Origin of the sequence: Faecalibacterium prausnitzii, from assembly GCF_003324185.1 — a bacterium.
Taxonomy (GTDB): Bacteria; Bacillota; Clostridia; order Oscillospirales; family Ruminococcaceae; genus Faecalibacterium; species Faecalibacterium prausnitzii.
The window spans coordinates 53,836-78,602 of the sequence record NZ_PXUP01000008.1 but is presented as its reverse complement, the minus strand read 5'-3'; the positions used below and the strand labels follow the sequence as shown (position 1 = coordinate 78,602).

The window sequence follows — 24,767 nt, the reverse complement described above, 5'->3', positions numbered from 1 at the left end:
ATATAGGTGTAAACGCATTACATGCAGTGTAAGGCGTGCTTGAAAGAAAGATTGTGAGGTTGATTATTATGTCTAATATCTCTCGTCGTCAGTTCCTGAAGGGCGCAGGTGTCGCTACTCTGGCTGTTGCTGCTGCTGGCGTGCTGGCTGGCTGCTCCAAGGAGGATGTTCCTGTGATTCCTGAAGTGACCACTCGTCCTGTGATGGTCATCTTTATGGCAGACAAAGGCAATGGCGAGACCGTGGTTGTGGGTGAGACTGCCAAGATTGATGTTCTGAAGACCGAGGACTCTGTGAAGGTTGCTGACATCGATAAGAAGCTGTTGCCCGAAGGTTACCATCTGGAGAACGAAAAGGCAGTCGTCGAGATTCGCAAGGATGCCTCTAAGGGCGAGTACATCATCGTCTTTGTGACTGATGTGACCTACGCTACCAAGGAAGTTGAAGTCACGTTGCATGTGACGAACCCGACTCTGGGCGAAGACCCTAAGAAGATTGTTAAGGTCACTGTTGCCAAGGATGCAACTACTATTCGCATTGGTCAGATCAAACTGCCTGAGGGCTATGAGTTTTTCCCGGGTGCATATGAGGCAGATGTGGATTATCCCATCAGCGCTGATATGATGTTTGCAATTCAGCACGTGTGATTGTAGAATACTCGTTGCGTGACGATAGAAAGGACGGCAGTCGTATGACTGCCGTCCTTTTTTGTGCTTATAGTCAGTTCTACCGCTTTTCCAGCAGCGTGCAGCCCCTTCCGTCAAAGCCTGCGGCTTTGCCACACTCCCCCTTTTGTCGCTACGCGACATCTTCCCCCGGCCGGGGGAAGTCAGCCCTCAAGGGGACGGCTTTCGCAGCGGCGGTAAAGTTTCCGGCATAGCCCAAAGGCGTCCCCTTGGGGGAGCTGGCACGCCGTCAGGCGTGACTGAGGGGGTAAAACGCCGTCTTACTTCCTCTTCGGCAGCGGCACGCACAGCACCAGACTGATGCCGATAGCCAGCGCCACCGCAATTTTAAAGGTGCTGATGCCCTTGGCAAGGGCAAGGGCGTTTTCGTTCTGGATGAAGTAGTAGGCGGTGTAGTAGATGCCCGCGCCCGGCACAAGCGGGAAAATGCCGGTCAGCAAAAACACCGTGACCGGCGTTTTTTGGGTGATGGCAAACACGCGGGTAAGGATGGTCAGCGGAATGACCGCCAGCAGGGAGGCCGTGGCGGCGTCTGCGCCCAGCAGGGTCAGCAGTTCATACCACAGCCAGCCCACAGCACCCACCAGTGCGCAGTAAGGCAGGCAGCGCCGGGGGCACGCAAACAGAATGGCAAAACTCAGCGTGCCCAGCCCGGCCAGAAAAAACTGCGCCGTCAGCTCGCTGAGTTGTGCAGCAGTAAGGGACATCATACCACGACCACCCCCGTAAATACCGTGTACAGCCGCAGTACAAGGCCGGTGCCTATGGCAATGCTGGCGGCAATGAGCAAAGCGTCGATCATGCGGATGGTGCCGGAAAGGTAGTCGCCCTGCACAAAGTCCCGGATGCCCATGGTAAAGGCGATGCCCGGGGTCAAAATCATCAGCGTACCGATGATGGCGTGGCTTGCAGAAGTGTGCAGCAGATTGCACAGCAGAATGCACACCAGCGTGATCAGCGCGGCGGTGCTGATCTTCTGGAAGCCGCCGGGCACTTCATGCCGCCCGCACCACAGCAGATACCAGCTGGCCACCAGTCCCGCCCCGGCAGCTGCCAGTGCACTGCGCAGGTTGCCGCCGAACATCATGGCAAAGCAGAACGCCCCGCACAGCCCGGACAGCAGCTGCACGTGATCTTTGGGGAAGGGCAGCTGCCGCGCCAGCACCAGACGGCTCTCGGCTTCATCCAAGGTCATCCCGGTCTGGGCGATCTGGCGGGAAAGCTCGTTCACCGCCGCCACCCGCCCCAGATGGGTGGTGCGCACCGGTACGTTGCGCACCTCGCTGATCTCGGCAGTGCCGGCACTGGCAAAAATGCCGTTGGTCAGCACATAAACGTGGAACTCCCGCAAATGGAAGCTGCGCGCCATGATCTCCATGGTCTGCTCCACCCGGAACACCTCCGCGCCGTTTTCCAGCAGGGTCTGCCCTGCGGCCATGATAAAATCCATGATGCGGCGGCGCAGCTCTTCATCGGGAAAAGGGTCTCTGCTGTTCATTGCCTGCTCTCCTTGCAAAAGATGATACCCTATTTTATCATGTGCACCAGCCGCATACAAGGGCGTATAATAAAAAGCTCTGGAAACACCAGAGCTTTCTTGCGAAAAGGGTCGGAATATGTTATAATCATCCTGTCGCTGAAAAGCGATCGAAAGGTACTGCACATACGGCAGGCGGTTGGCTCTCACTTCCGGAAGGAGGTGAGAACATGCCTATTACTTTGACATTCCACTTGTTTGGATTTACGTTTACGATCAAGGTAAGAAAGTAAAAACCGCCACCCCCCACAGGTGACGGTTTTTCTTTGGATAAAAGTTAAACTAAAAACCTAAAGGGCCAACCGCTTGTCGCAGTGCCTTTTGTAGTTATAGTATAACCCTTTTTGTGCGCATTGTCAAGCAAAACGGGCGCGGCAAAAGGCCGGAAGCCATATCCCTACCCAAAAACTTCGTTGAAGGTGTTGACAAATGCCGCCGATGGGTTTATTATAGTGTCAATATCACAAAAATGGCTGTGAAGAGAAGAGTAGGCCTTCGCATTGATCCTTACCAGAGAGCCCGGGCGGTGGAAAAGGGCAGGAAACAGGAAGCTGAAAATGGTCTCGGAGCCGTGCGGACGAGGCGCAGGAGTGCTAAGCCCGCAACGGGATGCGCCCGTTACAGCGTCCGGCTGTAAGCAGTACACGCTGCCGCAGCATCGAGGCTGTATCCGTAAGGATACAGTGAACCAAGGTGGTACCACGGAAGTATGTTCATGCCTCCGTCCTTGCAGAGTCTAAGGCTCGTAAGGACGGGGGCATTTTTTCATTCATCCGTTCAAGGCCGCGCGCGGAAAGGTGCCGTGCGGGTCGCAGTACATAATAGAGAACAATAGAGAGGGAACAAAACTATGATTACTCGTCGCGATTTTCTGAAAGTTACCGGTGTGGCAGCCGCAGCCGCTGCCCTGACTGCCTGCGGTGGTTCTTCTTCCACTGCTTCTTCCGCCGCTGCATCCGGCAGCGTGGCATCCTCTGCCGCAGCTAAGCTGGATAAGATCAAGGTGGCTGTGCCCAACGATACCACCAATGAGGCCCGCGCCCTGACCCTGCTGGAGAAGAACGGCTTCTTCAAGCTGAAGGCAGATGCCGGCCTGACCGCCACCAAGAACGACATCGAGGAGAACCCCCTGAACGTCACCGTGGACGAGGTGGAGGCCGCTCAGGTGCCCAACGTCCTGCAGGACGAGGACTACGCCGTCATCAACTCCAACTACGCCATCTCTGCCGGTCTGAACCCCATGACCGATGCACTGGCCATGGAGGACGGCTCTTCTGCTTACGTCAACATTCTGGTGTGCAAGGACGGCAATCAGGAGGAGCCTAAGATCAAGGCTCTGGCTGCTGCCCTGCAGAGCCAGAAGGTGAAGGACTTCATGGACGAAACTTACAAGGGCTCCGTGGTGTCCGTTGTGGAGAACCCCACCGACGGCTATGATTCCACTGTGGATTATGACGCTCTGAACGGCCAGACCGTCAGCTGCGCCGCTACTCCCGCTCCCCACTGCGAGGTGCTGGAGGTGTGCAAGGAGATCCTTGCCGCCAAGGGCATCACGCTGGACATCCAGGAGTACGACGACTATGTGATCCCCAACCAGATCGTCGAGGACGGTCAGGTAGACACCAACTACTTCCAGCATCAGCCGTATCTGGACAACTTCAACGCCGAAAAGGGTACCCATCTGGTATCTGTTGCCGGTATTCACGTAGAGCCCATGGGCGTCTACGGCGGCAAGCAGGACAGTCTGGCACCCATCGAGGGATAATCTACCATCGAGGGATAAGCTAAAGGAGCAATTTCTGTGATCGAACTCAAGTATCTTTCCAAGACCTTCCAGATGAAGGATGGCGCGGTGAAAGCGCTGCAGAACATCAACCTCACCATTCCCGATGGCTCCATCTACGGCATCATCGGTATGTCCGGTGCGGGCAAATCCACGCTGGTGCGTTGCATCAACCTGTTGGAGCGCCCCACCGGCGGCAGCGTGGTGATCGACGGCGTGGCAATGGAGACCTTGTCTCCCGTCTCGCTGCGCAAGCGCCGCCGGGAAATCACCATGATCTTCCAGCAGTTCAACCTGCTCATGCAGCGCACCTGCCTGAAGAATGTCTGCTTCCCCATGGAGCTGGCAGGCGTAAAAAAGGCCGAGGCGGAAAAGCGCGCCATGGAGCTGCTGGAGATGGTGGGACTGCCGGATAAGGCCAACGCCTACCCGGCACAGCTGTCCGGCGGTCAGAAGCAGCGCATCGCCATTGCCCGTGCATTGGCTACCAACCCTAAGGTGCTGCTGTGCGACGAGGCCACCAGTGCGCTGGACCCCAACACCACCCACTCCATCCTGACCCTGATCAAGGATATCAACCGTAAGCTGGGCATCACCGTGGTGGTCATTACCCACCAGATGAGCGTGGTGGAGGAAATCTGCGACAGCGTGGCTATTCTGGACGGCGGTGTGGTCGTGGAACAGGGCTCGGTACAGGAAATTTTTGCAAATCCCAAAACGGCAGCTGCCAAGCGTCTGGTGGCGCCCAACGGCGGCAGCGCAGCGCGGGATCTTTCCTGTTTTGCGCCGGATGACCATGTGGTGCGCGTTACCTTTAATGGTTCCTCCACCGCAAAGCCGCTGGTGGCAAGCCTTGCTGCCGAAAAAGGCATTCTGGTGTCGGTGCTCAGCGCCGATACCCGCGATCTGAGCGGCCAGTGCTACGGCTCTATGCTGCTCAAGCTGCCCGCAGAGCTTGCTGTCGCACAGCAGGCTATGGAATATATGCGCAGCCAGTCTGGCGTAACGGTAGAGGAGGTGACCGGTATATGAATATCGCAGATTACGGCTTTGCCATCTGGGAGACCTTTTATGTAACGGTGCTCTCCACCGCCTTTGCGCTGGTGCTGGGTCTGCCGCTGGGCGTGCTGCTGGTAGCCGGTGACAAGGACGGCATTCTGCCCCTGCCCGGCTGGCTGATGCATCTGATCAATATCGTCATCAACATCCTGCGCAGCGTGCCCTTCCTGATTTTGATGATCTGCGTGTTCCCGCTTACCCGCGCCATCGTGGGCACTACGGTGGGCACCAAGGCCACCGTAGTGCCGCTGGTGGTCGCCGCCTTCCCCTTTGTGGCACGTCTAGTGGAGACCAGCCTGCGGGAGCTGGATGAAGGCGTAGTGGAAGCTGCCCAGAGCATGGGCGCGACCCCCTTCCAGATCATCACCAAGGTCATGATCCCGGAGTGCCTGCCTGGCCTGATCTCCAGTATGACCACCGCGCTGACCACCATTCTGGGCTATTCCGCCATGTCCGGCGTCATCGGCGGCGGCGGTCTGGGCAAGATCGCCTTGTCCTACGGCTACTACCGCTACCAGACCAACATCATGATCGTCTGTGTGGTGCTGCTGGTGCTGATGGTGCAGGCGTTCCAGTCTGTGGGTACCCTGTGGGCCACCAAGAGCGATAAGCGCCTGCGGAAATAAGAAGCTTTGAATTTTCGATTCCCCGCCGGAGACAGCTCTCCTGCGGGGAATCGTCCTTCCCGACCAAAAAACCAGCAAAGGAGTATGTTGTATGAACCGTGATACCATCTGTGTGCAGGGTGGCTACACCCCCGGCAATGGCGAGCCCCGTCAGATCCCCATCATCCAGTCCACCACCTTCAAGTACGCCACCAGCGAGGACATGGGCAAGCTGTTCGATTTGGAAGCAGACGGCTATTTCTATTCCCGTCTGCAGAACCCCACCTGCGACATGGTAGCCAAAAAGATCTGCGAGTTGGAGGGCGGCACTGCCGCCATGCTTACCTCCAGCGGACAGGCCGCAAACTTCTTTGCGCTGTTTAATATCTGCGAAGCAGGGGACCACATCGTGGCCTCCAGCACCATCTACGGCGGCACCTTCAACCTCATCTCGGTCACCATGGCCAAGATGGGCATCACCGCCACCTTTGTAGACCCCCTGTGCACCGAGGAGGAGCTGAACGCCGCCTTCCGGCCCAACACCAAGGTGGTGTTCGGCGAGACCATCGCAAACCCCGCCCTGACCGTGCTGGACATTGAAAAGTTTGCCAAGGCCGCCCACGCCCACGGCGTGCCGCTGATGGTGGACAACACCTTCCCCACACCGGTCAACTGCCGCCCCTTTGAGTGGGGCGCGGACATCGTGACCCACTCCACCACCAAGTACATGGACGGCCACGGCGCAGTGCTGGGCGGTGCCATCGTGGACGGCGGCAAGTTCGACTGGATGGCGCACGCTGAGAAGTTCCCGGGTCTGTGCACCCCGGACGACAGCTACCACGGCATCACCTACGCCGAGCGCTTCGGCAAGGAGGGAGCTTTCATTACAAAGGCTACCGCGCAGCTCATGCGGGACTTCGGCTCCATGCAGTCCCCCATGAACGCCTATATGCTGAACCTTGGTCTGGAAAGCCTGCACGTTCGGATGCAGCGCCACTGCGCCAACGGCATGGCGGTGGCACAGTTCTTGGAAAACCACCCCAAGGTGGCCTATGTGAACTACTGCGGGCTGGAAAGCAGCCCCTACCACGCACTGGCGCAGAAGTATCTGCCAAACGGCAGTTGCGGCGTGGTGAGCTTTGGTCTGGCCGGCGGACGTCAGGCCGCCAGCACCTTTATGAAGGAGCTGAAGCTTGCCGCCATTGAGACCCATGTGGCGGATGCCCGCACCTGCTGCCTGAACCCCGCCTCCAGCACCCACCGTCAGATGAACGACGAGCAGCTGGCTGCCGCCGGTGTGCCCGCTGAGCTGGTGCGCATGAGCTGCGGTCTGGAATCCGCCGAGGATCTCATCGCCGATATCGCGCAGGCACTGGATAAGGTCTGATGCCTTCCCGTGAAATCAAAAATCATGATACCCCTGAAGATGGCAAAGCGAACGCGGCGCCATTTTTGAATCGTCTAGCAAAGGAGCGACTTTCCTATGCCGCTGATCATCCCTAAGACCTTACCCGCCTTTGACGCCCTGTATGAAGAAAACGTCTTTGTCATGCACCGGGAGCGGGCGCTGGCGCAGCATATCCGTCCGCTGGAAATTCTGATTCTGAACCTGATGCCCACCAAGATCGCCACCGAGACCCAGATCGCCCGGCTGCTGGCAAACACCCCGCTGCAGGTGCACATGACCCTGCTGCAAACTGCCAGCCACTCTGCCACCCATGTGTCGGCTGCCCACCTTGAGGCCTTTTACAAGACCTTTGACGAGGTAAAGAACAACCGCTACGATGGCATGATCATCACCGGCGCGCCGGTGGAGACCATGGATTTTGAGCAGGTGGACTACTGGAACGAACTGTGCGAGATCATGGACTTCAGCGAAACGAACGTCTACTCCACCCTCCATGTCTGCTGGGGCGCACAGGCCGGGCTGTACTACCACTACGGCGTGCGCAAGCAGCTGCTGCCGGAAAAGATGTTCGGCGTGTTCGAGCACCGGGTCACCCGCCCGGCAAACCCGCTTGTACGCGGCTTTGATGAGGTGTTCTACGCTCCCCACAGCCGTCATACCGGCATCTGCCGGGAGGATGTGGACAACTGCGCCGCACTGCGCATTCTGGCCGAGAGCGACGCCGCCGGACCCTTCCTCATGAGCACCGAGAACGGGCGGCAGATCTTTGTTACCGGTCACCCGGAGTACGATAAGTATACGCTGGATGCCGAGTATAAGCGGGACGTAGCCAAGGGTCTGCCCATCCATGTGCCCGTCAACTATTACCCGGATGACGACCCCGCAAAGCCGCCGCTGTTCCGCTGGCGCGCCCACGCCCACCTGCTGTATGAAAACTGGCTGAACTATTACGTCTACCAGAATACCCCCTACGATCTGGGAGATATCCAACGAGTAAAACACGAGAAATAAATAACAAAAAGGACTGCTGTGAAACAGCGTCAACGAAAAATGCAAAAAAGCTGAGCACCTGATCTTTCACAGATGCTCAGCTTTTTTTACCCTTTTTTGAGAAGCTGTCTTGGAGCTTTCAATATTTTGAAGGTATGCTATTCTGCGGCAGCCCTCTGCCGGATGTTTTTACCCTCTGGGGTGGCCGGTATATGTCAGCGCCACGGTGTCGGGGCCGGTGTTGGCAGAGACCACGCCGCCCAGCTCAAACACGGCCAGCGGCGGCTTGCCAAAGGCCTTGCGGCAGGCCTTTTCCAGATCAGCGGCCTGCGGGATGTTGGTGTGGCCGATCATATACTCAAAATCCTCCACATCCCCGGCGCGCTTCTGGCACAGCTCCACCATGGCGGGCACGACTTTTTCATCGCCGCGCACCTTGGCCTCTACCTTGGTCTTGCCGTCGATCAGGGTAATGATGGGACGGATACCCATCAGTTCGCCCATGACGGCTGCTGCGGCAGAGATGCGGCCGCTCTTTTTCATCTGCCTCAGGCTGTAAGGCCCCAGCACGACCTCCATGCAGTTCATCTGCCGTTCAAATTCGTGGATGACGTGGCGGATCTCTGCGCCGTTATGCAGTTTGCGTGCCATCTCGCACAGATACCAGCCGAACACCATAGAATAGGTGTGGGGGTCCAGCAGATGGATGTTCAGATGGTGCTCCGGGCGCTCCTCCCGCAGCATCCCCTGTGCCATCAGGGCGTTGTTGTAGGTGGAGGAGCCGGATTTGTTAATGGGCACATGGATGACATCCGTGTAGCCCTCGTCCACATACTGGCAGTATTTTTCACAGAACTGGATGGGCGTGATGGCGGCGGTAGAGGGCACACCCTTTGCCGCACGCATTTTATCGTAGAACTCGGTGTTGGTGCAGTCCACACGCTCAACGTAGTCCACATCATCCAGCAGGATGTGGAAACTCATGATATCAATGCCGTATTTTTCGGCCATCTCCTGCGGGATATCGCAGGAGGAATCAGTCAGAATTGCGATCTTGCTCATAATTTCCCTCATTTCCATTCATAATCTCGTAGGTGGCCGTGGTCCAGCAGCTCCGGGAAATCCCACTGCCGCAGCACCTCGTACACGCCCACCGCCACGCTGTTGGAAAGGTTCAGACTGCGGCAGGTGTCCCGCATGGGCATCCGGATGCAGTGCTCCTGATTTTCCACAAGCAGCGCCTCCGGCAACCCGGCGTCCTCGCGCCCGAACACCAGATAAGCCCCGTCCGGGTACTGCACATCGGTGTAGCGCTGGGGCGCCTTGGTGGTAAAGTAGTAGTAGGGGCCGCTGTTGCGGGCAAAAAAGTCCGCAAGGCCGTCGTAGTAGGTAATGTCCAGATAGTGCCAGTAGTCCAGCCCGGCGTGCTTGAGCTTTTTGTCATCAATGGCAAAGCCCATGGGGCCCACCAGATGCAGACGGCAGGCCGTGCAGGCACAGGTGCGCGCCACGTTGCCGGTGTTCTGGGGGATGCGGGGCTCTACCAGCACGATATTCAAAGTCGGCTTGTCCATCATAAAATGCCCTCCGGTTCCTCCCGCAGGGGGCACAGGCGGGGCAGCAGCGGCTCAAACCACACGCCGAAGCGGGTGTCCTGCGTGCAGGGCGTGCCCTGAATGGCCAGCGAAACAAACTCCGCAGCGTTATCGGCGGCGGCGCTCAGGGCGTTGCCCTGCAGCAGCGAGCCGATGAGCACGGCACCATACAGATCCCCCGTGCCGGGGAAGCTGCGGCTGATATGCAGCTTTTTGATGACGAAGCGGTCTGCGCCGGTACCGGCACAGCCGATGTACTTGCCCAGCGGCAATCCGGTGACCACCGCGTTGGAGGCCAGCGGCTGCAAAGCATCTGCCAGTGCCTGCGCGGCGGTATCGTCCAGCTCATCGGTGACCGGCTGCTGCTGCAAAAGCAGCTGCGCCTCGGTGTAGTTGGGCAAAATCAGATCTGCCGCGCGGCACAGGCTGCGGATGCGCTCGACCAGTGCCGGGGTAACGGTGGAATAGGCCTTGCCGTTATCGCCCATTACGGGGTCCACCACCTTGTAGGCGGCAGGCCACAGGGCAAAGGCTTTTTCAGCCAGCGCTACCTGTGCCTCGCCGCCCAGATAGCCGGTATAGATACAATCAAATTGCAGTCCAAGGGTCTGGTAGTGCTCCAGTGCGGCCATGCCGTAGGCACTGCCGTCCATCCGGGCGGGGGTGCCAAGGCCGCCGGTGTGGGTGGAGAGCACCACCGTGGGCAGCGCCACCGGCTGGAAGCCCATGACCGACAGCACAGGCAGGATCACCGCAAGGCTGCACCGGCCCACGCCGGACAGATCGTGGATGCAAAGGATCTTTTTTGGTTCAACGGGTTTTTGCAAATAGGAAAACCTCCTTGCTGAAAAGCCGCGCACAGCGGCTTATAAAAAGCATCATAGAACAGTATACCACAAATTGCTGCATAAAAAAAGCGTATACCAGATTCTTTTGCGGAAATAATAGCACTGCAAGCCCTGTCATGACAGGCCGAAAGGAGAAATTCAGGATGAAACAGCGAGAAAATTCCGCCGCAGGCATGGTGGTGGGCATGGCCACCGGTGCAGTCCTTGGGGCTGCCGGTGCCATGATGGCTACCCAGAGCAAGCGCCAGATGCGCCGCAATGTGCGCAAGGTGATGAAGGGCGCGGAAAATGCGGTGATGCAGCTGGATAAAATGGCCGCCGACTTTGTGGAAAAGCACATCGACTGCTGAACAGCAAAAGCGCCGTCCCGGGTGGAACGGCGCTTTTGTTATCGTGCGGTTTATTTTGCCCAGATGCACATCCGGGCGGTGGTGTTGATCTCGCCCAGCAGGCTCAGATCCATCTGGATGTTGCAGGTCACGGTCAGCGCCTTACTCACATCGCTGCCGGTCAGCACCGAGGCAGGCAGGTTTTTGATGGTCAGGATGCCGTTGCCCTTTTCAATCTCGCCGGTCAGGGTACCGGTGTAGGTCACATCGCCGATGGTCAGGCCGGTCAGGCAGCCGGTCACATTAAGCTTGGTCACCTGCTTGACGGGCAGCATCAGGGTGTAGGTGCCGTTGGACTGGCGGGCAAGGGTAGCCTCGCGGTCAGAATCAATGCCGGAGTTGGCCATGGATTCCTTGTCGGAGTTTTCCTTCCAGAATTTGACCCCAACGGGGGTATTTGCGGCGGCAGAAGCGCCCAGTGTGAGCATACAGAACATCAGCAGCGTCAGCAGGGCAGCGCCGGTACGTTTTAAGGCGGTAGTCATGGTTTTATCCTTTCTGCCGCAGCTACGGCATGGTGAAACAGAGTATATAATGCTCCATAAGGTGCTAATTTGTCAATACTAACATAGCATGACCGGAGGGCCTTGTCAATGCGCCTTGGCAGTCTTTCACAAAAATGTTGCGAATCCATCACAAAATGTGGAAGGTGTGATAAAAAAGGACGCTGCAGCATTGCAGCGTCCTTTTGGGTGGTTACGTTATAGCGGCTCAGACCTCAAAGTTGGGGTCGTCCTTCAGCATGTGGATGTTGGACATAAAGGCGCTCTGCTCGGGGTCGGTGAACGTGGCGTCCTTCACATACTTGTTCAGCACAGCAGCGGTGCGCACGGGGTCGGCAATGGTACCGGCACCGCCGATGCAGCCGCCGGGGCAGCCCATGCCTTCCAGCAAGTAGCCGTTGTACTTACCGGCCTTGGCCAGCATCAGCAGCTTCTTGCAGTCGGCCAGACCCTGTGCGGAGGCGATCTTCACCTCCATGTCGGGACGCCATTCCTTGATCTTGTCGGCAACGGCCTTGGCCACGCCGCCGGACTGTGCAAAGCCGCGGCCGGCAGCAGAAGCGTAGCACAGATCCATCTCGGCGGGATCCACTTCCAGATTGTCCAGATCCAGATCCTTTGCCTCAATGATACCGGCCAGCTCTTCAAAGGTCAGCACGAAGTCCACGTCGGAGCGGACGGTGCGGCGGGAGGCCTCCAGCTTCTTGGCGGCGCAGGGTCCGATGAAGCACATACGGGCATCGGGGTCGGCCTGCTTCATCATGCGGGCGGTGAACACCATGGGGGTCATGGTCATGGAGATGTTCTTGGCAAGGCCGGGGAAGGCGGTCTTTGCCATCATGCTCCATGCCGGGCAGCAGGAGGTAGCCATGAAGTCCAGCTTCTCGGGCACTTCCTCCAGGAAGTCGTGTGCCTCGTCCACAGTGCACAGGTCGGCACCGATGGCAACCTCCACCACGTCGCAGAAGCCGATGGCCTTCAGGGCGGACTTCAGCTTGCCGGTGGAAGCCAGAGAGGGGAACTGGTTGATGAAGGCGGGAGCGACCAGCGCATAGATGCGGTCGCCGCGGTTGAAGCCCTGAATGAGCTGATAGATCTGACCCTTGTCGGCAATGGCACCGAAGGGGCAGTTCACCAGACACTGACCGCAGGACACGCACTTGCTGTAATCGATCTCGGCACGGCCCAGCTCGTCAGAGTGGATCGCGCCCATGCCGCAGGCAGCGGCGCAGGGACGCTCGGTCTTGACGATGGCATTGTAGGGGCAGACGGTGACGCAGCGGCCGCACTTGATGCACTTGTCCTGATCGATGGTGGAACGGCCGCTCTCCCAAGTAATGGCCTTCTTGGGGCACACTTCCATACAGGGGTGTGCAAGGCAGCCCTGACACAGGTCAGACACCTTGACCAGCTTTTCAGGGCAGCGGTTGCAGGCAAACTTGATCACGTTGACCAGCGGGGGATCATAGTACTTATCGGCGATGGAGGCATCCTCCAGACCGGAGACCACGCTGTTGTGCTCGTCCATGCGGCGGGTGGGAAGACCCATAGCCAGACGCACGCGCTCTTCAACGATGGCGCGCTCCAGGAAGATGTCCTTGCGCAGCTTGCCCTCCTCACCGGGGATGATGGTATAGGGGATCTTGCGCATCAGGTGATTGGCCTGCTCGCCCTTGACGTTGGCGTAAGCCATGCGGGCGACCTCGGTAAACACCTGACGGCGGATCTGGATGACCGTAGTATTGATTCCTCTGAAACTCATTCCAATCTCTCCTTGCTCAGAAACAGCCAAAAAACGGAGCCGCCTGCCCTGTGTGCAGAGCATAAAAACGGCGCTATACGGGCACGGATGGTACCGTGCTGGTTGCTTACAGCACGCCGGACCCGATAAATCCATCTTCATTTTAACATAAAGACGTGCGTATGGAAAGAGCAAAACACAAAATTTGTTAAAAATTTATTGTATTCATGCGGATGCACAGAATGTACAAGTAAAATGAAAAAAATTCAGCAAAGTGCTGCACGCACCCGCTCGCCGTCGTAGCGGCCAAGCTTTACTCGCACGATCTGCCCGCTCTCGCAGCCGGGGGCAGAGACCACCACCGGAATGTACAGCCGGGTGTAGCCGGTGAACAGCGTACCGGACAGGGGCGTTTCCAGCAGCACCTCATCCTCGGTGCCCTCAAAGGCGGCCAGTGTCTCGCAGCGCACCTGCTCGGCTACGGCGTTCATGCGGCGGCTGCGCTCCTGCTTTTCCCGCTCGTGGATCTGATCCGGGAAATCATAAGCCGGGGTGCCGCTGCGGCGGGAGTAGGGGAACACATGCACTTTAAGGAAACCGATCTTTTTCAAAAATGCGCAGCTCTCCTCAAAGTCCTTTGCCGTCTCGCCGGGGAAGCCGCAGATGCAGTCGGTGGTAAAGCTGACCGGGCGGCTGCCGTAGGCGGCGCGGATCTGCTCCACCACCTGTGCGTACTCCTGCGCGGTGTACACCCGGCGCATCCGGCGCAGGGTGGCGGTGCAGCCGCTCTGCAAACTCAGGTGGAACTGGGGGCAAAGCTTGTCCACCGCTGCCAAGCGGGAGATGAATTCCGGGGTGAGCATATCGGGGTCAAGGCTGCCCAGACGAATGCGCTCGATGCCCGGCACCTGTGCGCATTTTTCCACCAGCTCCACAAGGTTCGTGCCGGTGTCCAGCCCGTAGCTGGGCAGGGAGATGGCGCTGAGCACCACCTCGCGGTAGCCCGCAGCGGCCAGCTGGTGCAGCTCGGCCAGAATGCTCTCCTCGGCGCGGCTGCGCACCGGCCCGCGGGCGCGGGGGATGACGCAGTAGGCGCACTGCCGGTTGCAGCCGTCCTCTACCTTGATAAAGGCGCGGGTGTGGGTCTCGAACCGTTCCACCGGCAGCTCCTCGAACTGCTCGCCGCGCTGGTGCGGGGCAATGGCTACGATGCGCTCGTGGCCGTCCAGCAGCTTTTGTACGTTCTCCAGAATGGCCTTGCGGTCGCCGTTGCCGCACACAAGGTCGGCTTCCATGAACTGTGCGGCCTCCTCCGGGAAGGCCTGCGGGTAGCAGCCGGTCAGCACCGTCACCGCACCGGGATTTTCGCGCTTTTTGCGGCGCAGCCACTTGCGGCTCTTCTGGTCGCCGAAGTTGGTCACGGTGCAGCTGTTCACAATGAACACATCCGCTGCTTCGCCTTCCTGCGCAATGGTAAAGCCGTTGGCGCGGAACAGCTGTTCCAGCGCACCGGTCTCGTTCAGGTTGACCTTGCAGCCGAGGGTATAAAAACAAACTCGCATGGGGAACGATCCTTTCGATAAAAACGGGGGTGTTTTGCATTTCTTCTCATTATATAACAGAAGCCCACCGGGGTGCAAGACTGTTTTTGCACGGAGACACCGGTCTTTTGCAGTGCGTCAAAACAAAAAGGGACGCGAAAAATCTCGCGTCCCAAAGCTGCAGGAAGGAATGACGAGCCGTTAGCTGTTTTTCAGGGTAACGAACAGATAATCGGTCTCCTTGCCGTCCAGTGTATCGGTCTTGCGCTCAATGAAATCGACCTCGTACATAGACAGGGGAAGCTGACGTCTCACAAAAGCGTTGATGGCGTTCTCCTGGGCGTCCGGCTTCAGGCTGGCCACGACAGAAAACTGCTTGGTGTCCAGAGCCTTCTGGATATCTTTACCGATCACGGTAGCAGAGAACCGGACGGGCAGCATGAGCTGACCGGAGCAGCCGGTGAACAGGGCGGCACCTGCAACAGCAGCAGCGGACAGACCGGCGATCTTTATAAAGTTACGGCGAGAAAGATTCATAATGAGACCCTCCTTGTGATTGCATGATTGTATGAAACTGGGCTTGCTCCCTTCTGGGAACAGTTCAATTTTACAAGTTTTGCCGTGAAAAGTCAAGGGACAGGTACCAAAGTTAACAGAAAACGAACACAATATGAAAAATAGTACGGCAAAATTGACGAGCGGCATGCCTGAAAAGACCACTGCATACAGTAGCAGCAAGAGACTTCGCACGGGGAGGGACGGAAATGGAACGGAGAAATCTGGCGTTGCTGTGCGCGGGGGTGGTCTGCTTCTGGCTGTTTGCGCTGGCCTTCGGCACGGCGCAGGGCAAGGGGCTGCGCATTCAACCGGCGGTGCAAACGCAGGCAGAACCGGCAGCGCAGACCCTGACGGTCACCCCGCCGCAGCTTACCCTGCCCTGCCGCGCGGCGATCCTTATCGACCAGACCAGCGGCGCGGTGCTTTACGAGATGAACGCTGACCAGACCATGCCCATCGCCTCCATTACCAAGGTGATGACCCTGCTGCTCACCTTTGAGGCGGTGCACGCCGGGCGGCTGACCATGGATACCGCTGTGCCGGTTAGTGAGCACGCCTACCACATGGGCGGCAGTCAGATCTGGCTGGAGCCCGGGGAGCAGTTCACGCTGGACGAGATGCTCAAGGCCATCTGCGTGTCCTCTGCCAACGATGCAGCAGTGGCGGTGGCAGAGCTTGTGGGCGGCAGCGAGCCTGCCTTTGTGCAGCAGATGAACGCCCGCGCCGCAGAGCTGGGCATGGAGCACACCACCTTCCGCAACGCCTGCGGGCTGGACACAGAAGGGCATCTTTCCACCGCACGGGATGTAGCCATCATGAGCCGCACCATCCTGAACACCTGCCCGGAGGTGCTGCACTATACCGGCATCTGGACGGACACCCTGCGGGGCGGGCAGACCCAGCTGGTGAACACCAATAAGCTGCTGCGGCGTTATAACGGCATCACCGGGCTCAAGACCGGCACCACCGGCGGAGCGGGCGTGTGCATTACCGCCAGCGCCACCCGGGACGGGCTGAATCTCATCGCGGTGGTGCTGGGTGCACCCTCCAGCAAGGAACGGTTCGAAGCCGCCACCACCCTGCTGGACTACGGCTTTGCGGCCTACCGTGCCGCACCGGTGCCCCTGCCGCAGGAGCGCCCGCTGCAATTAAAGGTAAAGGGCAGCACGGAGGAGACCGTGCCGCTGGATTACGCCGCTCTGCCGCAGACCGCGTTGTTGCCCGCCGAAAGCGCCGGACAGCTGACCGTGCAGCTGGAACTGCCCGACACGCTGGAAGCCCCGGTGACCCGGGGACAGACGGTGGGCAAGGCGCAGCTGCTGTGCGGCGAAGCAGTACAGGGGGAGTACCCGGTGTGCGCTGCCGCCGATGCGCCCCGCATGGATGTTGACACCGCCTTGCAGCTGCTGTGGGACAGCCTGCGGGGGACAGCAGCCTGACCCTGTGCCGAAAAAGGCGCTTCAGCGCACAAAAGTGCACCGGACGCCCGGTGGGACTGTTGGATACCTGAACAAATCTGGATGAAGAAACAAAAAAACACTATTAAAATTGTATGAAATCTAAGGAATTTGACCTTGACTTTACCCGGAGGGAACGGTACACTTATACCAAGATATTTCCTCGCAGGGCAAAGGCCCGGCAGATCGTTTGGAGGTTTTAATAAAATGAGTGTCGCACTGAACACGAAACACCTCTCCAGCTTCATCAGCGAAGAGGAATATGCAGCCATCTACCCGCAGGTAGAAGCCGCCCACAAGCAGCTGGAAGCCAAGAACGGCCCCGGCAGCGATTTTCTGGGCTGGATGACCCTGCCCCGGGATTACGACAAGGAAGAGTTCGCCCGCATCAAGGCAGCTGCTGCCAAGATCCGCGAGGACTCCGACGTTCTGGTCGTGGCCGGTATCGGCGGCAGCTATCTGGGCGCACGCGCTGTTGTGGAGGCCGTTAAGGGTATGTACCACAACGAGCTGGAGGATGGTCTGAAGATCTACTTCTGCGGCAACAGCATCAGCCCCACCTACCTGAACAATATCATCAGCCTGTGCAAGGGCAAGCGCTTCTCCATCAACGTCATCTCCAAGTCCGGCACCACCACCGAGACCTCTCTGGCCTTCCGTGTGCTGCGCGAGCTGCTGGAAAAGGAGATGGGCGTGGAGGAAGCCAACAAGCGCATCTACGCCACCACCGACCGTGCCAAGGGCACTTTGAAGCAGCTGGCTGACGCACAGGGCTGGCCTACTTTTGTAGTTCCCGATGACGTGGGCGGCCGCTACTCCGTGCTGAGCGCCGTGGGTCTGCTGCCCATCGCCGCTGCCGGCATCGACATCGATGCTCTGATGCAGGGCGCTGCCGACGCTATGGAGCGCTTCTCCGTGCTGAGCCCCGACAACGATGCTTACAAGTACGCCGCCATCCGCAACATCCTGTACCGCAAGGGCAAGGCTGTGGAGATCCTGGAGTGCTACGAGCCGGACTTCACCCTGATGAACGAGTGGTACAAGCAGCTGTTCGGCGAGAGCGAGGGCAAGGACAACAAGGGTCTGTTCCCCGCAAGTTGCATCTTCTCCACCGACCTGCACTCCATGGGTCAGTTCATTCAGGAAGGTGCCCGCATCATGTTCGAGACCATCGTGGACGTGAAGAAGCCCGCACAGGATCTGTTCATCGACCCGCTGGAGGGCAACTTTGACGGCCTGAACTTCCTTGCAAACCAGAATATGAGCGTGGTCAACCGCAAGGCCATGGAAGGCACCATTCTGGCACACACCGACGGCGGTGTGCCCGAGGTGCTGATCGAGGTGGATGACCTGTCTGCTTATAATGTGGGCTACCTGATCTACTTCTTCTGGCGTGCCTGCGCCTGCAGCGGCTACCTGCTGAGCGTGAACCCCTTCAACCAGCCCGGCGTGGAAAGCTACAAGAAGAATATGTTTGCCCTGCTGGGCAAGCCCGGCTATGAGGGCCTGACCGCAGAGCTGGAGGCAAAGCTGAAGTAAGCTGCCGAACGTTAAAAATGATCTCCCGCCGCAAGGCGTGGAAAATACAGGAGGACTGAACTATGATTAAACTGATTGTTGGTACCAAGGGCTCCGGCAAGACCAAGGCTATGATCGACCAGATCAACGACGCGGTCAAGACCTCCAAAGGCAATGTTGTTGTTGTGGAAAAGGGCATGAAGCTCACCTACGACATCGCTCCTGCAGCACGTCTGATCGATCTGGACGAGTACAAGATCTCCGGCGGCGAAATGCTGTACGGCTTTGTGGCCGGCCTGATGGCAAGCAACTACGACATCACCGACCTGTACATTGACGGCATCCTGAAGGTGCTGGACCACGATATCAACCGTCTGGGCGTTGTGCTGGACGAGATGGCAGCCATTGCCGGCGACAGCGTGAAGGTCACCGTGACCGTCAGCGCAGACGAGGCCGCACTGCCCCACGATGTGAAGAAGTACCTGTGATCTGATAAAAGAACAGGGCTAAAGGCTTTTCCAACAGGCAGAAGACCGGAGAAAAATAAATTTTTTCGGTTTTCTGCCTGTTTTGGTGTTGACAAAGGGTTGCTTTGGCGCTATACTAACAAAGCAGCCTTTTCAGAGGTGTACTATGCAATTTGACCTGAGAAAGTTTATCACAGCCGGCGCAAAGCCGTACCATGCAGAGTTTCAGTGTGATTTATCTGCGTACGATTATGCCGGTGCAAGGATCCCGCAGCCGGTCACAGCCGTCTTTGACGCGCAGACCGATGGCGACGAGGTTCAGATAACGTTGCGGGCAAAGGCATCGGTGCACGGAGAGTGCGCCCGCTGTCTGGACCCGGTCACCCGGGAAGAGACAGTCGATACGGAGTGGATCGTCAAGGAGCGGGATCTGGATGACCCGGATTTCGATCTTCCGCTGGACGAAAAAGGACACTTGGACGTGGACGAATGGCTCAATCAGGAGTTTATGTTCCAGATTCCCACGGTGCTGCTTTGCAGCCCCGACTGCGCCGGGCTTTGCCCGCAGTGCGGTAAGAAAAAGGCGGAATGCACCTGCCCACCGGCAGAGCAGACCGATGCCCCCGTAGACACTAGGCTCGCGATCCTTAAATCACTGCTGAACAGATAAACCCATCAAGGAGGTGCAAAAATATGGCAGTACCTAAGAGACATCTTTCCAAGGCCCGCCGCGACAAGCGTCGCAGCAATGTTTGGAAGCTGGAGGCCCCCGCACTGGTGAAGTGCAGCAACTGCGGCTCTCTGAAGCTCCCCCACCAGGCATGTGGCAACTGCGGTTACTACAAGGGCGAGGAAGTCATCAAGAAGGCCTAATTTGCGCGTAATTGGTGGCATAATGGTGTTATGTACAGAAGGGGAGGGCGCAAAGCCTTCCCCTTCTTGTGCTTTAAAGGAGGTGGATGCAGATGGCGATACGGATCGAGCAGGTGGATGCCGGCAGCGAGGCCGAGGCTCTTGGCCTTGCCCCCGGTGACGAGCTGCTGAGCGTGGACGACAACGAGCTGAACGACACGCTGGACTACGATTTTTATACCGACAGCAGCAGCTTCCACCTGAAGGCCCGGGTAGCGGACGGCATCCGGGAGTGGGAGGTGCAGCGGCCGCAGCGCGGCCCCTTTGGCTGCGGGTTCAAGACCTATCTGGGCGATGCAAAGCATTCCTGCTCCAACCACTGCATGTTCTGTTTCATCGACCAGCTGCCCCCGGGTATGCGCGAGAGCCTGTATTTCAAGGATGATGACGAACGGCTGAGCTTTTTGTTCGGCAACTACATCACCATGACCAATATGCAGGATCACGAGATCGACCGCATCATCAAGATGCACATCTCGCCTATCAATATCTCGGTGCACACCACCAACCCCCAGCTGCGGGTGCGGATGCTGGCCAATAAGCGCGGCGGCGAGGTGCTCAAGTACCTGCCCCGGCTGGTGGAGGGCGGCATTGCCGTCAACTGTCAGCTGGTGCTTTGCCGCGGCGTGAACGACGGCGACGAGCTGCGCCGCACCCTTGCCGACCTGCTGGAGCTGACCCCCATGGTGCAAAGCATTGCAGCCGTGCCCTGCGGTATTACGGATTACCGCAAAAATCTGTACCCGCAGGTGCCCTACGATGCAAAGACCAGCGCTGAGGTCATCGACATTATGGAAGAATTCGGTGATGAATGCAAGCGCCGCCACGGCAAGCGCATCATCTACCCCAGCGATGAATGGTACCTTAAGGCAGGCCGCCCCATCCCTGCGGCGGCGTTCTACGAGGACTACGATCAGCTGGAAAACGGCGTGGGCATGATGCGCCTGTTCGAGGAAGAATTTCTGGCGGAACTGGACAAGCCCCACCGGATCTACGGCACCAAGGAGCTGGACGTGGTCACCGGCACCATGGCAGCGCCCCTCATCACCCGCATGATGGAGGAGCTGCACCGCCAGTACCCCATGATCACCGTGCACGTCCACACCATCCAGAACCGCTTTTTCGGCGGCAATGTTGGTGTGACCGGCCTCATCACCGCCACCGACATCATCGCCCAGTGCGCTGGCAAGCTTGCTACAAAAACACTGGGCATCCCGGCTGTGATGCTGCGGGAGGAAAAGGACACCTTCCTTGACGATATCACGGTGGAGCAGCTGGGGCAGCAGCTGGGCGTAAAAGTGGAGGTGCTGCCCACGGCAGGCGGGGACGAAGCCCGCGCCTTGCTGCGCAGCGGCCTGCACATTGCCCGCAGAAGGAAGAGTGGCAGCTGATAACGCCATTTTTATTGTATTTTACCCCTTTTAAGAAAGGAGGAGACCCCATGAGCAAACCGATCGTAGCAGTGGTGGGCCGCCCCAACGTGGGCAAATCCACCCTGTTCAATAAGCTGTGCGGCCAGCGCCTTGCCATTGTGGAGGATACCCCGGGCATTACCCGCGACCGCATTTTTGCCAACTGCGAGTGGAACGGCCACGAGTTTTTGCTGGTGGATACCGGCGGCATCGAGCCCAAGGCCACCGAGGGCATTCTGGCCCACATGCGCGAGCAGGCGCAGATCGCCATTGACACCGCCGATTGCATCATCATGGTCACGGACGTGCGCAACGGCCTGACCGCAGCCGACGAGGATGTGGCGCACATGCTGCGCCGCAGCCACAAGCCCATCATTCTGGCCGTGAACAAGTGCGACAAGGTGGGCGAGGCTCCCATGGAACTGTACGAGTTCTACAACCTCGGCTTTGACGAGGTGATGCCCATTTCTTCCGTGCATGGTCACGGTACGGGCGATCTGCTGGATGCAGTGTGCGCCCATCTGGACTTCAGCGAGACCGTGGTGGAAGAGGACCGTATCCCCGTTGCCATCATCGGCCGCCCCAACGTGGGCAAGTCCAGCCTGACCAACCGCATTCTGGGCGAGAATCGTATGATCGTGGCCAACGAGGCCGGCACCACCCGTGATGCCATCGACACCCCGGTGGACAACGCCTACGGCAAGTTCATCTTTACCGATACCGCCGGTCTGCGCAAGCGCAGCAACATCAGCGATGGCTTGGAGCGCTACATGGTGGTGCGTGCACTGGCTGCTGTGGAGCGCAGCCGCGTGGCGCTGATCCTTGTGGATGCCACCGTCGGCTTTACCGAGCAGGACAGCAAGGTGGCAGGCTACGCCCACGAGCAGGGCAAGGCCTGCATCATCGTGGTAAACAAGTGGGATGCCGTGGAAGGCAAGGAGACCAACACCATGGAGCTGCAGCGCCGGGGCTATGCCGAGTGCTTCAGCTTTATGGGCTATGCACCCATTATCTTCATCTCTGCCCAGACCGGCTACAACGTGAACAAACTGATGCAGCTGATCCGGGATGTGGACGCCGAGAACGGTGCCCGCGTGCCCACCGGCGTGCTGAACGAGATGCTGGCCCGCGCTACCGCCCGGATGCAGCCCCCCAGCGACAAGGGCCGCCGCCTGAAGATCTACTACCTGACGCAGGCCTCTACCCGTCCCCCCACGTTCGTGGCCTTCGTGAACGCAAAGCACCTGTTCCACTTCAGCTATCAGCGGTATCTCATCAACCAGATTCGCGAAAACTTTGGTCTGGAGCATACGCCCATCCGTCTGGTCGTGCGGGAGCGCGGCTCCGGCGAGGTGGGTGCCAAGGACGTATAACACGTCAGGGAGGCTCAGATGATGAAATCTGTTCTCATCGCTGCGGTGTCCGCTGTACAGGCGTATCTGCTGGGCAGCATCGACACCGGTATCCTCGTCAGCAAGTTTTTGTACCACGATGACGTACGCAAGTACGGCAGCGGCGCTGCAGGCATGACCAATATGCTGCGCACCTTCGGTAAAAAGGCAGCGGCACTTACCGCTTTTGGTGATGTGCTCAAGGGTGTGCTGGCGGTGTGCATCGGCCGCTGGCTGTTCACTCTGATGCCGGAGAGCACCACGCTCTCGCCCTATCTTGCGGTGTACCTTGCCGCCATCTTTGCCATTATCGGCCATTTGAAGCCCCTGTATTTCGGCTTCAAGGGCGGCAAGGGCGTGCTGGTGGCGGGCGGCACCATTCTGGCCATCCAGCCGGTTCTGATCCCCTTTCTGGCGGTCATCTTTCTGGCCTGCCTGCTGCCCACCGGCATGGTGTCACTGGGCAGCGTGACCATGGCAGCACTCTACCCGGTGCTCACCATCCTGTACGGCGTGTTCCGGGGCTATTCTGCCGCCGACCTTGCCGTGTGCACCATCGGCTCGGTGATTATGGCCGCAATGGTCATTTACATGCACCGCTCCAATATCCAGCGCATCCGCGAGGGCAAGGAGTACCGCTTTGGCCGTCACGGCAAAAAGTAACAGAAAATAGTAAACCACCCCGCAGCAGCCGTTCACCGGCCGCTGCGGGGTGGTTTTTGTATATGCTTATTCCTTTGTCTCGGTCTCTTCCTCAGGCTTTGCTTCGGAATGCCGCCGACGGAACCAGTCGGCGGGGATACCGCTCTGGGCGGGGGTAAGATCCGGCGCAGGATGACCGTCCGGCAGGTGCGCACCAAAGGCCGGGACAAAGAAGAACTTGCGCACAATGAAGATCAGCGCGATTGCGCCCACGCTGAGCAGATTCTCCACGGCGGAATCGTGTCCCACCACCAGATGGCGGGCAATGGCGTAAAGCAGCACCTCAAGGCTGCTGCCGGGGCTGTGCTTGGCCAGCATCTTGATGAACTCGATGCCGATCACAATGTCCAAGCTGCGCTCCAGAAAGGTGCGGATCTCTGCCTCGTTGCCATCGAACAGCAGGCCGGGCATCCAGCGGATCAGAGGCACAACGCTGAGCAGCAGACCGATCAGCACCAGCCCGGATAACAGCACTTCCAGCAGACTGGAAGCCTGAATAATGCGGTTGCGCAGGGAGGTACGCCAGTGGCTTTCTACCGGGTGAGAGGGATGCTCCATAGTAAGACCTTCCTTTCGGCATTCTGCTAAACAGGATTCGACAAACTTCTGGTTAGATTGTAGCAGAATGCGGGCAGGCTGTCAATTCATGGAAAAATCAATTCTCCTTGGCGGCAGACTGTGCCGGAACGTACCCGGCCTTCTGGATGCAGGCGATGCCGTCGGCGGTGTCCAGCCAGTCGTACAGACGGCGCTCCGGGCTGTCGGCGGCGGCATCTGGGTGGATGACGGCGTAGAAATCGTTGCACAGGGGGTAGCTGCCGTCGGCAAGAGTGTCGTTGCTGGGGATCACACCGTCCACCGCCAGCAGCCGCAGCCCGGGCTTAGAGTACATCTGGTCGATGTAGTAATACACGGAGAAACCGATGGCGTTGGCGCTGTTGTTGTAATCGGCAATGCTGTCCACCAGCTCGCCCATTTCGGCGGGTGCCAGCTCAGAGGGCGGGGTCATCAGCTCGCCACCCTGAATGAGCAGTTTTTTGAACAGGGTCTGGCTGCCGGAGTCCTCGCCGCGCTGAAAGGCAACGATGGCCTGATCCTTGCCGCCTACATCCTTCCAGTTGGTGATCTTTCCGGCATAGATATCCCGCAGCTGCTGCTGGGTAAGCGCCTGCACGGGGTTATCCTCGTTGACGATGAACACCAGCGCGTCCACCCCGATGGGCTTCTGCTCCAGCTCCACATTGGCTTCCTGCAGCTCTTCTTTTACATAGTCCGGCGCTTCGTACACCACCAGCATCCGGGTGGTGGTGTCGTACAGACCAAAGTTCTCCCATGCGTAGGCGGTGGTGCTCACGGTGATGCTGCTGCGGGCTTCCTCCAAGTCCATGCCGGTGGTATCGGCCAGTATCTGCGCCATCAGGGGGATGCAGGCGGTGCTGCCGTCCAGCGGGGGAAACTCCTCCACGGTCAGAAACGGCTCCGGCTGCTGCACAGCCGAGGACGCTGCAGAGGACGCGGGCGGCTCTGCGGCAGAGAAAGCCGTGCTGCCGGAGGGCGCATCCGTGCCCTTGCAGGCGGTCAGCACCCCGGCGGCGGAGCAGGCAGCCAGCCCCAGCAGAAAACTGCGGCGGGAAATTTTAGCGTTTTTCATAAAAAAGCCCTCCT

General features: G+C 58.6%; 26 protein-coding genes. 15 read left to right on the top strand and 11 right to left on the bottom strand.

Annotated features, from left to right (window positions below; translation table 11 throughout):
- Positions 1–68: 68 nt before the first annotated feature.
- Positions 69–647 carry a twin-arginine translocation signal domain-containing protein gene (locus C7J97_RS06990; protein ID WP_113992410.1) on the top strand — a complete coding sequence of 193 codons (579 nt, stop codon included), beginning with the start codon at positions 69–71 and terminating at the stop codon, positions 645–647.
- Positions 648–946: 299 nt separating this feature from the next.
- Here C7J97_RS06990 and C7J97_RS06985 read toward each other — a convergent pair whose 3' ends face one another.
- Together C7J97_RS06985 and C7J97_RS06980 are read right to left on the bottom strand one after the other, a co-directional pair.
- Positions 947–1,393, bottom strand: coding sequence for a threonine/serine exporter family protein (locus tag C7J97_RS06985; protein WP_113992441.1), 447 nt, complete (start codon positions 1,391–1,393; stop codon positions 947–949).
- A complete protein-coding gene (locus C7J97_RS06980) occupies positions 1,393–2,184 on the bottom strand; it encodes a threonine/serine exporter family protein (protein WP_055186150.1) in 792 nt (263 codons plus the stop codon). Before C7J97_RS06980 ends, C7J97_RS06985 begins: the two co-directional genes overlap by 1 nt.
- 889 nt (positions 2,185–3,073) lie before the next feature.
- Here C7J97_RS06980 and C7J97_RS06975 point away from each other — a divergent pair.
- The 5 genes from C7J97_RS06975 to metA all read left to right on the top strand — a co-directional run bounded on the left by C7J97_RS06975 (position 3,074) and on the right by metA (position 8,089).
- Positions 3,074–3,988 carry a MetQ/NlpA family ABC transporter substrate-binding protein gene (locus C7J97_RS06975; protein WP_005920298.1) on the top strand — a complete coding sequence of 305 codons (915 nt, stop codon included), beginning with the start codon at positions 3,074–3,076 and terminating at the stop codon, positions 3,986–3,988.
- Between the two features lie 36 nt (positions 3,989–4,024).
- Positions 4,025–5,038, top strand: coding sequence for a methionine ABC transporter ATP-binding protein (locus C7J97_RS06970; RefSeq protein WP_113992409.1), 1,014 nt, complete (start codon positions 4,025–4,027; stop codon positions 5,036–5,038).
- Positions 5,035–5,691, top strand: coding sequence for a methionine ABC transporter permease (locus tag C7J97_RS06965; RefSeq protein WP_113992408.1), 657 nt, complete (start codon positions 5,035–5,037; stop codon positions 5,689–5,691). The genes C7J97_RS06970 and C7J97_RS06965 overlap by 4 nt, the downstream gene beginning before the upstream one ends.
- Positions 5,692–5,782: 91 nt before the next feature.
- The gene (locus C7J97_RS06960) at positions 5,783–7,057 is read left to right on the top strand and encodes an O-acetylhomoserine aminocarboxypropyltransferase/cysteine synthase family protein (protein ID WP_097782493.1); all 1,275 of its coding nucleotides are present in this window, start codon (positions 5,783–5,785) and stop codon (positions 7,055–7,057) included.
- 96 nt (positions 7,058–7,153) lie between these two features.
- On the top strand, positions 7,154–8,089 hold the full coding sequence (metA, locus tag C7J97_RS06955; protein WP_097782494.1) for a homoserine O-acetyltransferase MetA: 936 nt from the start codon (positions 7,154–7,156) through the stop codon (positions 8,087–8,089).
- A gap of 168 nt (positions 8,090–8,257) precedes the next feature.
- Here the strand turns inward: metA and C7J97_RS06950 are convergent, their stop codons facing one another.
- Genes C7J97_RS06950 through C7J97_RS06940 form a run of 3 tightly spaced genes read right to left on the bottom strand, consistent with a single transcriptional unit; the run spans position 8,258 to position 10,490 of the window.
- Complete coding sequence (locus C7J97_RS06950) at positions 8,258–9,148, bottom strand: DegV family protein (protein WP_113992407.1); 891 nt, start codon at positions 9,146–9,148, stop codon at positions 8,258–8,260.
- The gene (locus C7J97_RS06945; protein WP_113992406.1) at positions 9,139–9,645 is read right to left on the bottom strand and encodes a tRNA (cytidine(34)-2'-O)-methyltransferase; all 507 of its coding nucleotides are present in this window, start codon (positions 9,643–9,645) and stop codon (positions 9,139–9,141) included. The genes C7J97_RS06950 and C7J97_RS06945 overlap by 10 nt, the downstream gene beginning before the upstream one ends.
- Positions 9,642–10,490 (bottom strand): bifunctional hydroxymethylpyrimidine kinase/phosphomethylpyrimidine kinase, encoded by an 849-nt coding sequence (locus C7J97_RS06940; RefSeq protein ID WP_097782495.1) that lies wholly within the window; start codon positions 10,488–10,490, stop codon positions 9,642–9,644. The genes C7J97_RS06945 and C7J97_RS06940 overlap by 4 nt, the downstream gene beginning before the upstream one ends.
- Before the next feature lie 164 nt (positions 10,491–10,654).
- Between C7J97_RS06940 and C7J97_RS06935 the strand changes: the two genes are divergently transcribed.
- On the top strand, positions 10,655–10,861 hold the full coding sequence (locus C7J97_RS06935) for a hypothetical protein (protein ID WP_044959509.1): 207 nt from the start codon (positions 10,655–10,657) through the stop codon (positions 10,859–10,861).
- Positions 10,862–10,911: 50 nt separating this feature from the next.
- Here the strand turns inward: C7J97_RS06935 and C7J97_RS06930 are convergent, their stop codons facing one another.
- The 4 genes from C7J97_RS06930 to C7J97_RS06910 all read right to left on the bottom strand — a co-directional run bounded on the left by C7J97_RS06930 (position 10,912) and on the right by C7J97_RS06910 (position 15,222).
- Entirely contained in the window at positions 10,912–11,385 is a 474-nt protein-coding gene (locus C7J97_RS06930) for a hypothetical protein (RefSeq protein WP_015536911.1), read from the bottom strand.
- A gap of 226 nt (positions 11,386–11,611) precedes the next feature.
- A complete protein-coding gene (locus C7J97_RS06925; RefSeq protein WP_015536912.1) occupies positions 11,612–13,165 on the bottom strand; it encodes a 4Fe-4S dicluster domain-containing protein in 1,554 nt (517 codons plus the stop codon).
- Positions 13,166–13,410: 245 nt separating this feature from the next.
- The gene (gene mtaB / locus C7J97_RS06915) at positions 13,411–14,706 is read right to left on the bottom strand and encodes a tRNA (N(6)-L-threonylcarbamoyladenosine(37)-C(2))-methylthiotransferase MtaB (RefSeq protein ID WP_113992404.1); all 1,296 of its coding nucleotides are present in this window, start codon (positions 14,704–14,706) and stop codon (positions 13,411–13,413) included.
- 180 nt (positions 14,707–14,886) lie between these two features.
- Positions 14,887–15,222, bottom strand: coding sequence for a twin-arginine translocation signal domain-containing protein (locus C7J97_RS06910; protein WP_170126647.1), 336 nt, complete (start codon positions 15,220–15,222; stop codon positions 14,887–14,889).
- 227 nt (positions 15,223–15,449) lie between these two features.
- Here C7J97_RS06910 and C7J97_RS06905 point away from each other — a divergent pair, with 227 nt between their 5' ends.
- From C7J97_RS06905 to plsY, 8 genes are all read left to right on the top strand, one after another.
- Entirely contained in the window at positions 15,450–16,682 is a 1,233-nt protein-coding gene (locus tag C7J97_RS06905; protein ID WP_113992402.1) for a D-alanyl-D-alanine carboxypeptidase family protein, read from the top strand.
- Between the two features lie 225 nt (positions 16,683–16,907).
- Positions 16,908–18,239 (top strand): glucose-6-phosphate isomerase, encoded by a 1,332-nt coding sequence (locus tag C7J97_RS06900; protein ID WP_005920256.1) that lies wholly within the window; start codon positions 16,908–16,910, stop codon positions 18,237–18,239.
- 62 nt (positions 18,240–18,301) lie between these two features.
- Positions 18,302–18,706 (top strand): hypothetical protein, encoded by a 405-nt coding sequence (locus C7J97_RS06895; RefSeq protein WP_005944262.1) that lies wholly within the window; start codon positions 18,302–18,304, stop codon positions 18,704–18,706.
- Between the two features lie 145 nt (positions 18,707–18,851).
- Positions 18,852–19,355: a YceD family protein gene (locus C7J97_RS06890; protein WP_097782501.1), complete on the top strand. Its 504-nt coding sequence runs from the start codon at positions 18,852–18,854 to the stop codon at positions 19,353–19,355.
- A 23-nt stretch (positions 19,356–19,378) separates the two neighbouring features.
- Entirely contained in the window at positions 19,379–19,558 is a 180-nt protein-coding gene (gene rpmF / locus C7J97_RS06885) for a 50S ribosomal protein L32 (RefSeq protein WP_005920250.1), read from the top strand.
- Between the two features lie 92 nt (positions 19,559–19,650).
- Entirely contained in the window at positions 19,651–20,988 is a 1,338-nt protein-coding gene (locus tag C7J97_RS06880; RefSeq protein WP_113992401.1) for a DUF512 domain-containing protein, read from the top strand.
- A 50-nt stretch (positions 20,989–21,038) separates the two neighbouring features.
- A complete protein-coding gene (gene der / locus C7J97_RS06875) occupies positions 21,039–22,382 on the top strand; it encodes a ribosome biogenesis GTPase Der (protein WP_005920245.1) in 1,344 nt (447 codons plus the stop codon).
- A gap of 18 nt (positions 22,383–22,400) precedes the next feature.
- The gene (plsY, locus tag C7J97_RS06870) at positions 22,401–23,063 is read left to right on the top strand and encodes a glycerol-3-phosphate 1-O-acyltransferase PlsY (RefSeq protein ID WP_113992400.1); all 663 of its coding nucleotides are present in this window, start codon (positions 22,401–22,403) and stop codon (positions 23,061–23,063) included.
- A 66-nt stretch (positions 23,064–23,129) separates the two neighbouring features.
- Here the strand turns inward: plsY and C7J97_RS06865 are convergent, their stop codons facing one another.
- The gene (locus C7J97_RS06865; protein ID WP_005920240.1) at positions 23,130–23,660 is read right to left on the bottom strand and encodes a hypothetical protein; all 531 of its coding nucleotides are present in this window, start codon (positions 23,658–23,660) and stop codon (positions 23,130–23,132) included.
- A 97-nt stretch (positions 23,661–23,757) separates the two neighbouring features.
- Positions 23,758–24,753 (bottom strand): substrate-binding domain-containing protein, encoded by a 996-nt coding sequence (locus tag C7J97_RS06860; RefSeq protein ID WP_113992399.1) that lies wholly within the window; start codon positions 24,751–24,753, stop codon positions 23,758–23,760.
- Positions 24,754–24,767: the final 14 nt, after the last annotated feature.

Excerpts from the sequence above, each read along its gene's own strand:
- C7J97_RS06890 (WP_097782501.1), top strand. The coding sequence starts at position 18,852 with ATGCAATTTGACCTGAGAAAGTTTATCACAGCCGGCGCAAAGCCGTAC.
- C7J97_RS06985 (WP_113992441.1), bottom strand. The coding sequence starts at position 1,393 with ATGTCCCTTACTGCTGCACAACTCAGCGAGCTGACGGCGCAGTTTTTT.
- plsY (WP_113992400.1), top strand. The coding sequence starts at position 22,401 with ATGATGAAATCTGTTCTCATCGCTGCGGTGTCCGCTGTACAGGCGTAT.
- metA (WP_097782494.1), top strand. The coding sequence starts at position 7,154 with ATGCCGCTGATCATCCCTAAGACCTTACCCGCCTTTGACGCCCTGTAT.
- C7J97_RS06945 (WP_113992406.1), bottom strand. The coding sequence starts at position 9,645 with ATGATGGACAAGCCGACTTTGAATATCGTGCTGGTAGAGCCCCGCATC.
- C7J97_RS06860 (WP_113992399.1), bottom strand. The coding sequence starts at position 24,753 with ATGAAAAACGCTAAAATTTCCCGCCGCAGTTTTCTGCTGGGGCTGGCT.
- C7J97_RS06975 (WP_005920298.1), top strand. The coding sequence starts at position 3,074 with ATGATTACTCGTCGCGATTTTCTGAAAGTTACCGGTGTGGCAGCCGCA.
- C7J97_RS06880 (WP_113992401.1), top strand. The coding sequence starts at position 19,651 with ATGGCGATACGGATCGAGCAGGTGGATGCCGGCAGCGAGGCCGAGGCT.
- C7J97_RS06935 (WP_044959509.1), top strand. The coding sequence starts at position 10,655 with ATGAAACAGCGAGAAAATTCCGCCGCAGGCATGGTGGTGGGCATGGCC.
- C7J97_RS06950 (WP_113992407.1), bottom strand. The coding sequence starts at position 9,148 with ATGGAAATGAGGGAAATTATGAGCAAGATCGCAATTCTGACTGATTCC.
- C7J97_RS06900 (WP_005920256.1), top strand. The coding sequence starts at position 16,908 with ATGAGTGTCGCACTGAACACGAAACACCTCTCCAGCTTCATCAGCGAA.
- rpmF (WP_005920250.1), top strand. The coding sequence starts at position 19,379 with ATGGCAGTACCTAAGAGACATCTTTCCAAGGCCCGCCGCGACAAGCGT.
- C7J97_RS06865 (WP_005920240.1), bottom strand. The coding sequence starts at position 23,660 with ATGGAGCATCCCTCTCACCCGGTAGAAAGCCACTGGCGTACCTCCCTG.
- der (WP_005920245.1), top strand. The coding sequence starts at position 21,039 with ATGAGCAAACCGATCGTAGCAGTGGTGGGCCGCCCCAACGTGGGCAAA.
- C7J97_RS06965 (WP_113992408.1), top strand. The coding sequence starts at position 5,035 with ATGAATATCGCAGATTACGGCTTTGCCATCTGGGAGACCTTTTATGTA.
- C7J97_RS06895 (WP_005944262.1), top strand. The coding sequence starts at position 18,302 with ATGATTAAACTGATTGTTGGTACCAAGGGCTCCGGCAAGACCAAGGCT.
- C7J97_RS06925 (WP_015536912.1), bottom strand. The coding sequence starts at position 13,165 with ATGAGTTTCAGAGGAATCAATACTACGGTCATCCAGATCCGCCGTCAG.
- C7J97_RS06905 (WP_113992402.1), top strand. The coding sequence starts at position 15,450 with ATGGAACGGAGAAATCTGGCGTTGCTGTGCGCGGGGGTGGTCTGCTTC.
- C7J97_RS06990 (WP_113992410.1), top strand. The coding sequence starts at position 69 with ATGTCTAATATCTCTCGTCGTCAGTTCCTGAAGGGCGCAGGTGTCGCT.
- mtaB (WP_113992404.1), bottom strand. The coding sequence starts at position 14,706 with ATGCGAGTTTGTTTTTATACCCTCGGCTGCAAGGTCAACCTGAACGAG.
- C7J97_RS06960 (WP_097782493.1), top strand. The coding sequence starts at position 5,783 with ATGAACCGTGATACCATCTGTGTGCAGGGTGGCTACACCCCCGGCAAT.
- C7J97_RS06910 (WP_170126647.1), bottom strand. The coding sequence starts at position 15,222 with ATGAATCTTTCTCGCCGTAACTTTATAAAGATCGCCGGTCTGTCCGCT.
- C7J97_RS06980 (WP_055186150.1), bottom strand. The coding sequence starts at position 2,184 with ATGAACAGCAGAGACCCTTTTCCCGATGAAGAGCTGCGCCGCCGCATC.
- C7J97_RS06930 (WP_015536911.1), bottom strand. The coding sequence starts at position 11,385 with ATGACTACCGCCTTAAAACGTACCGGCGCTGCCCTGCTGACGCTGCTG.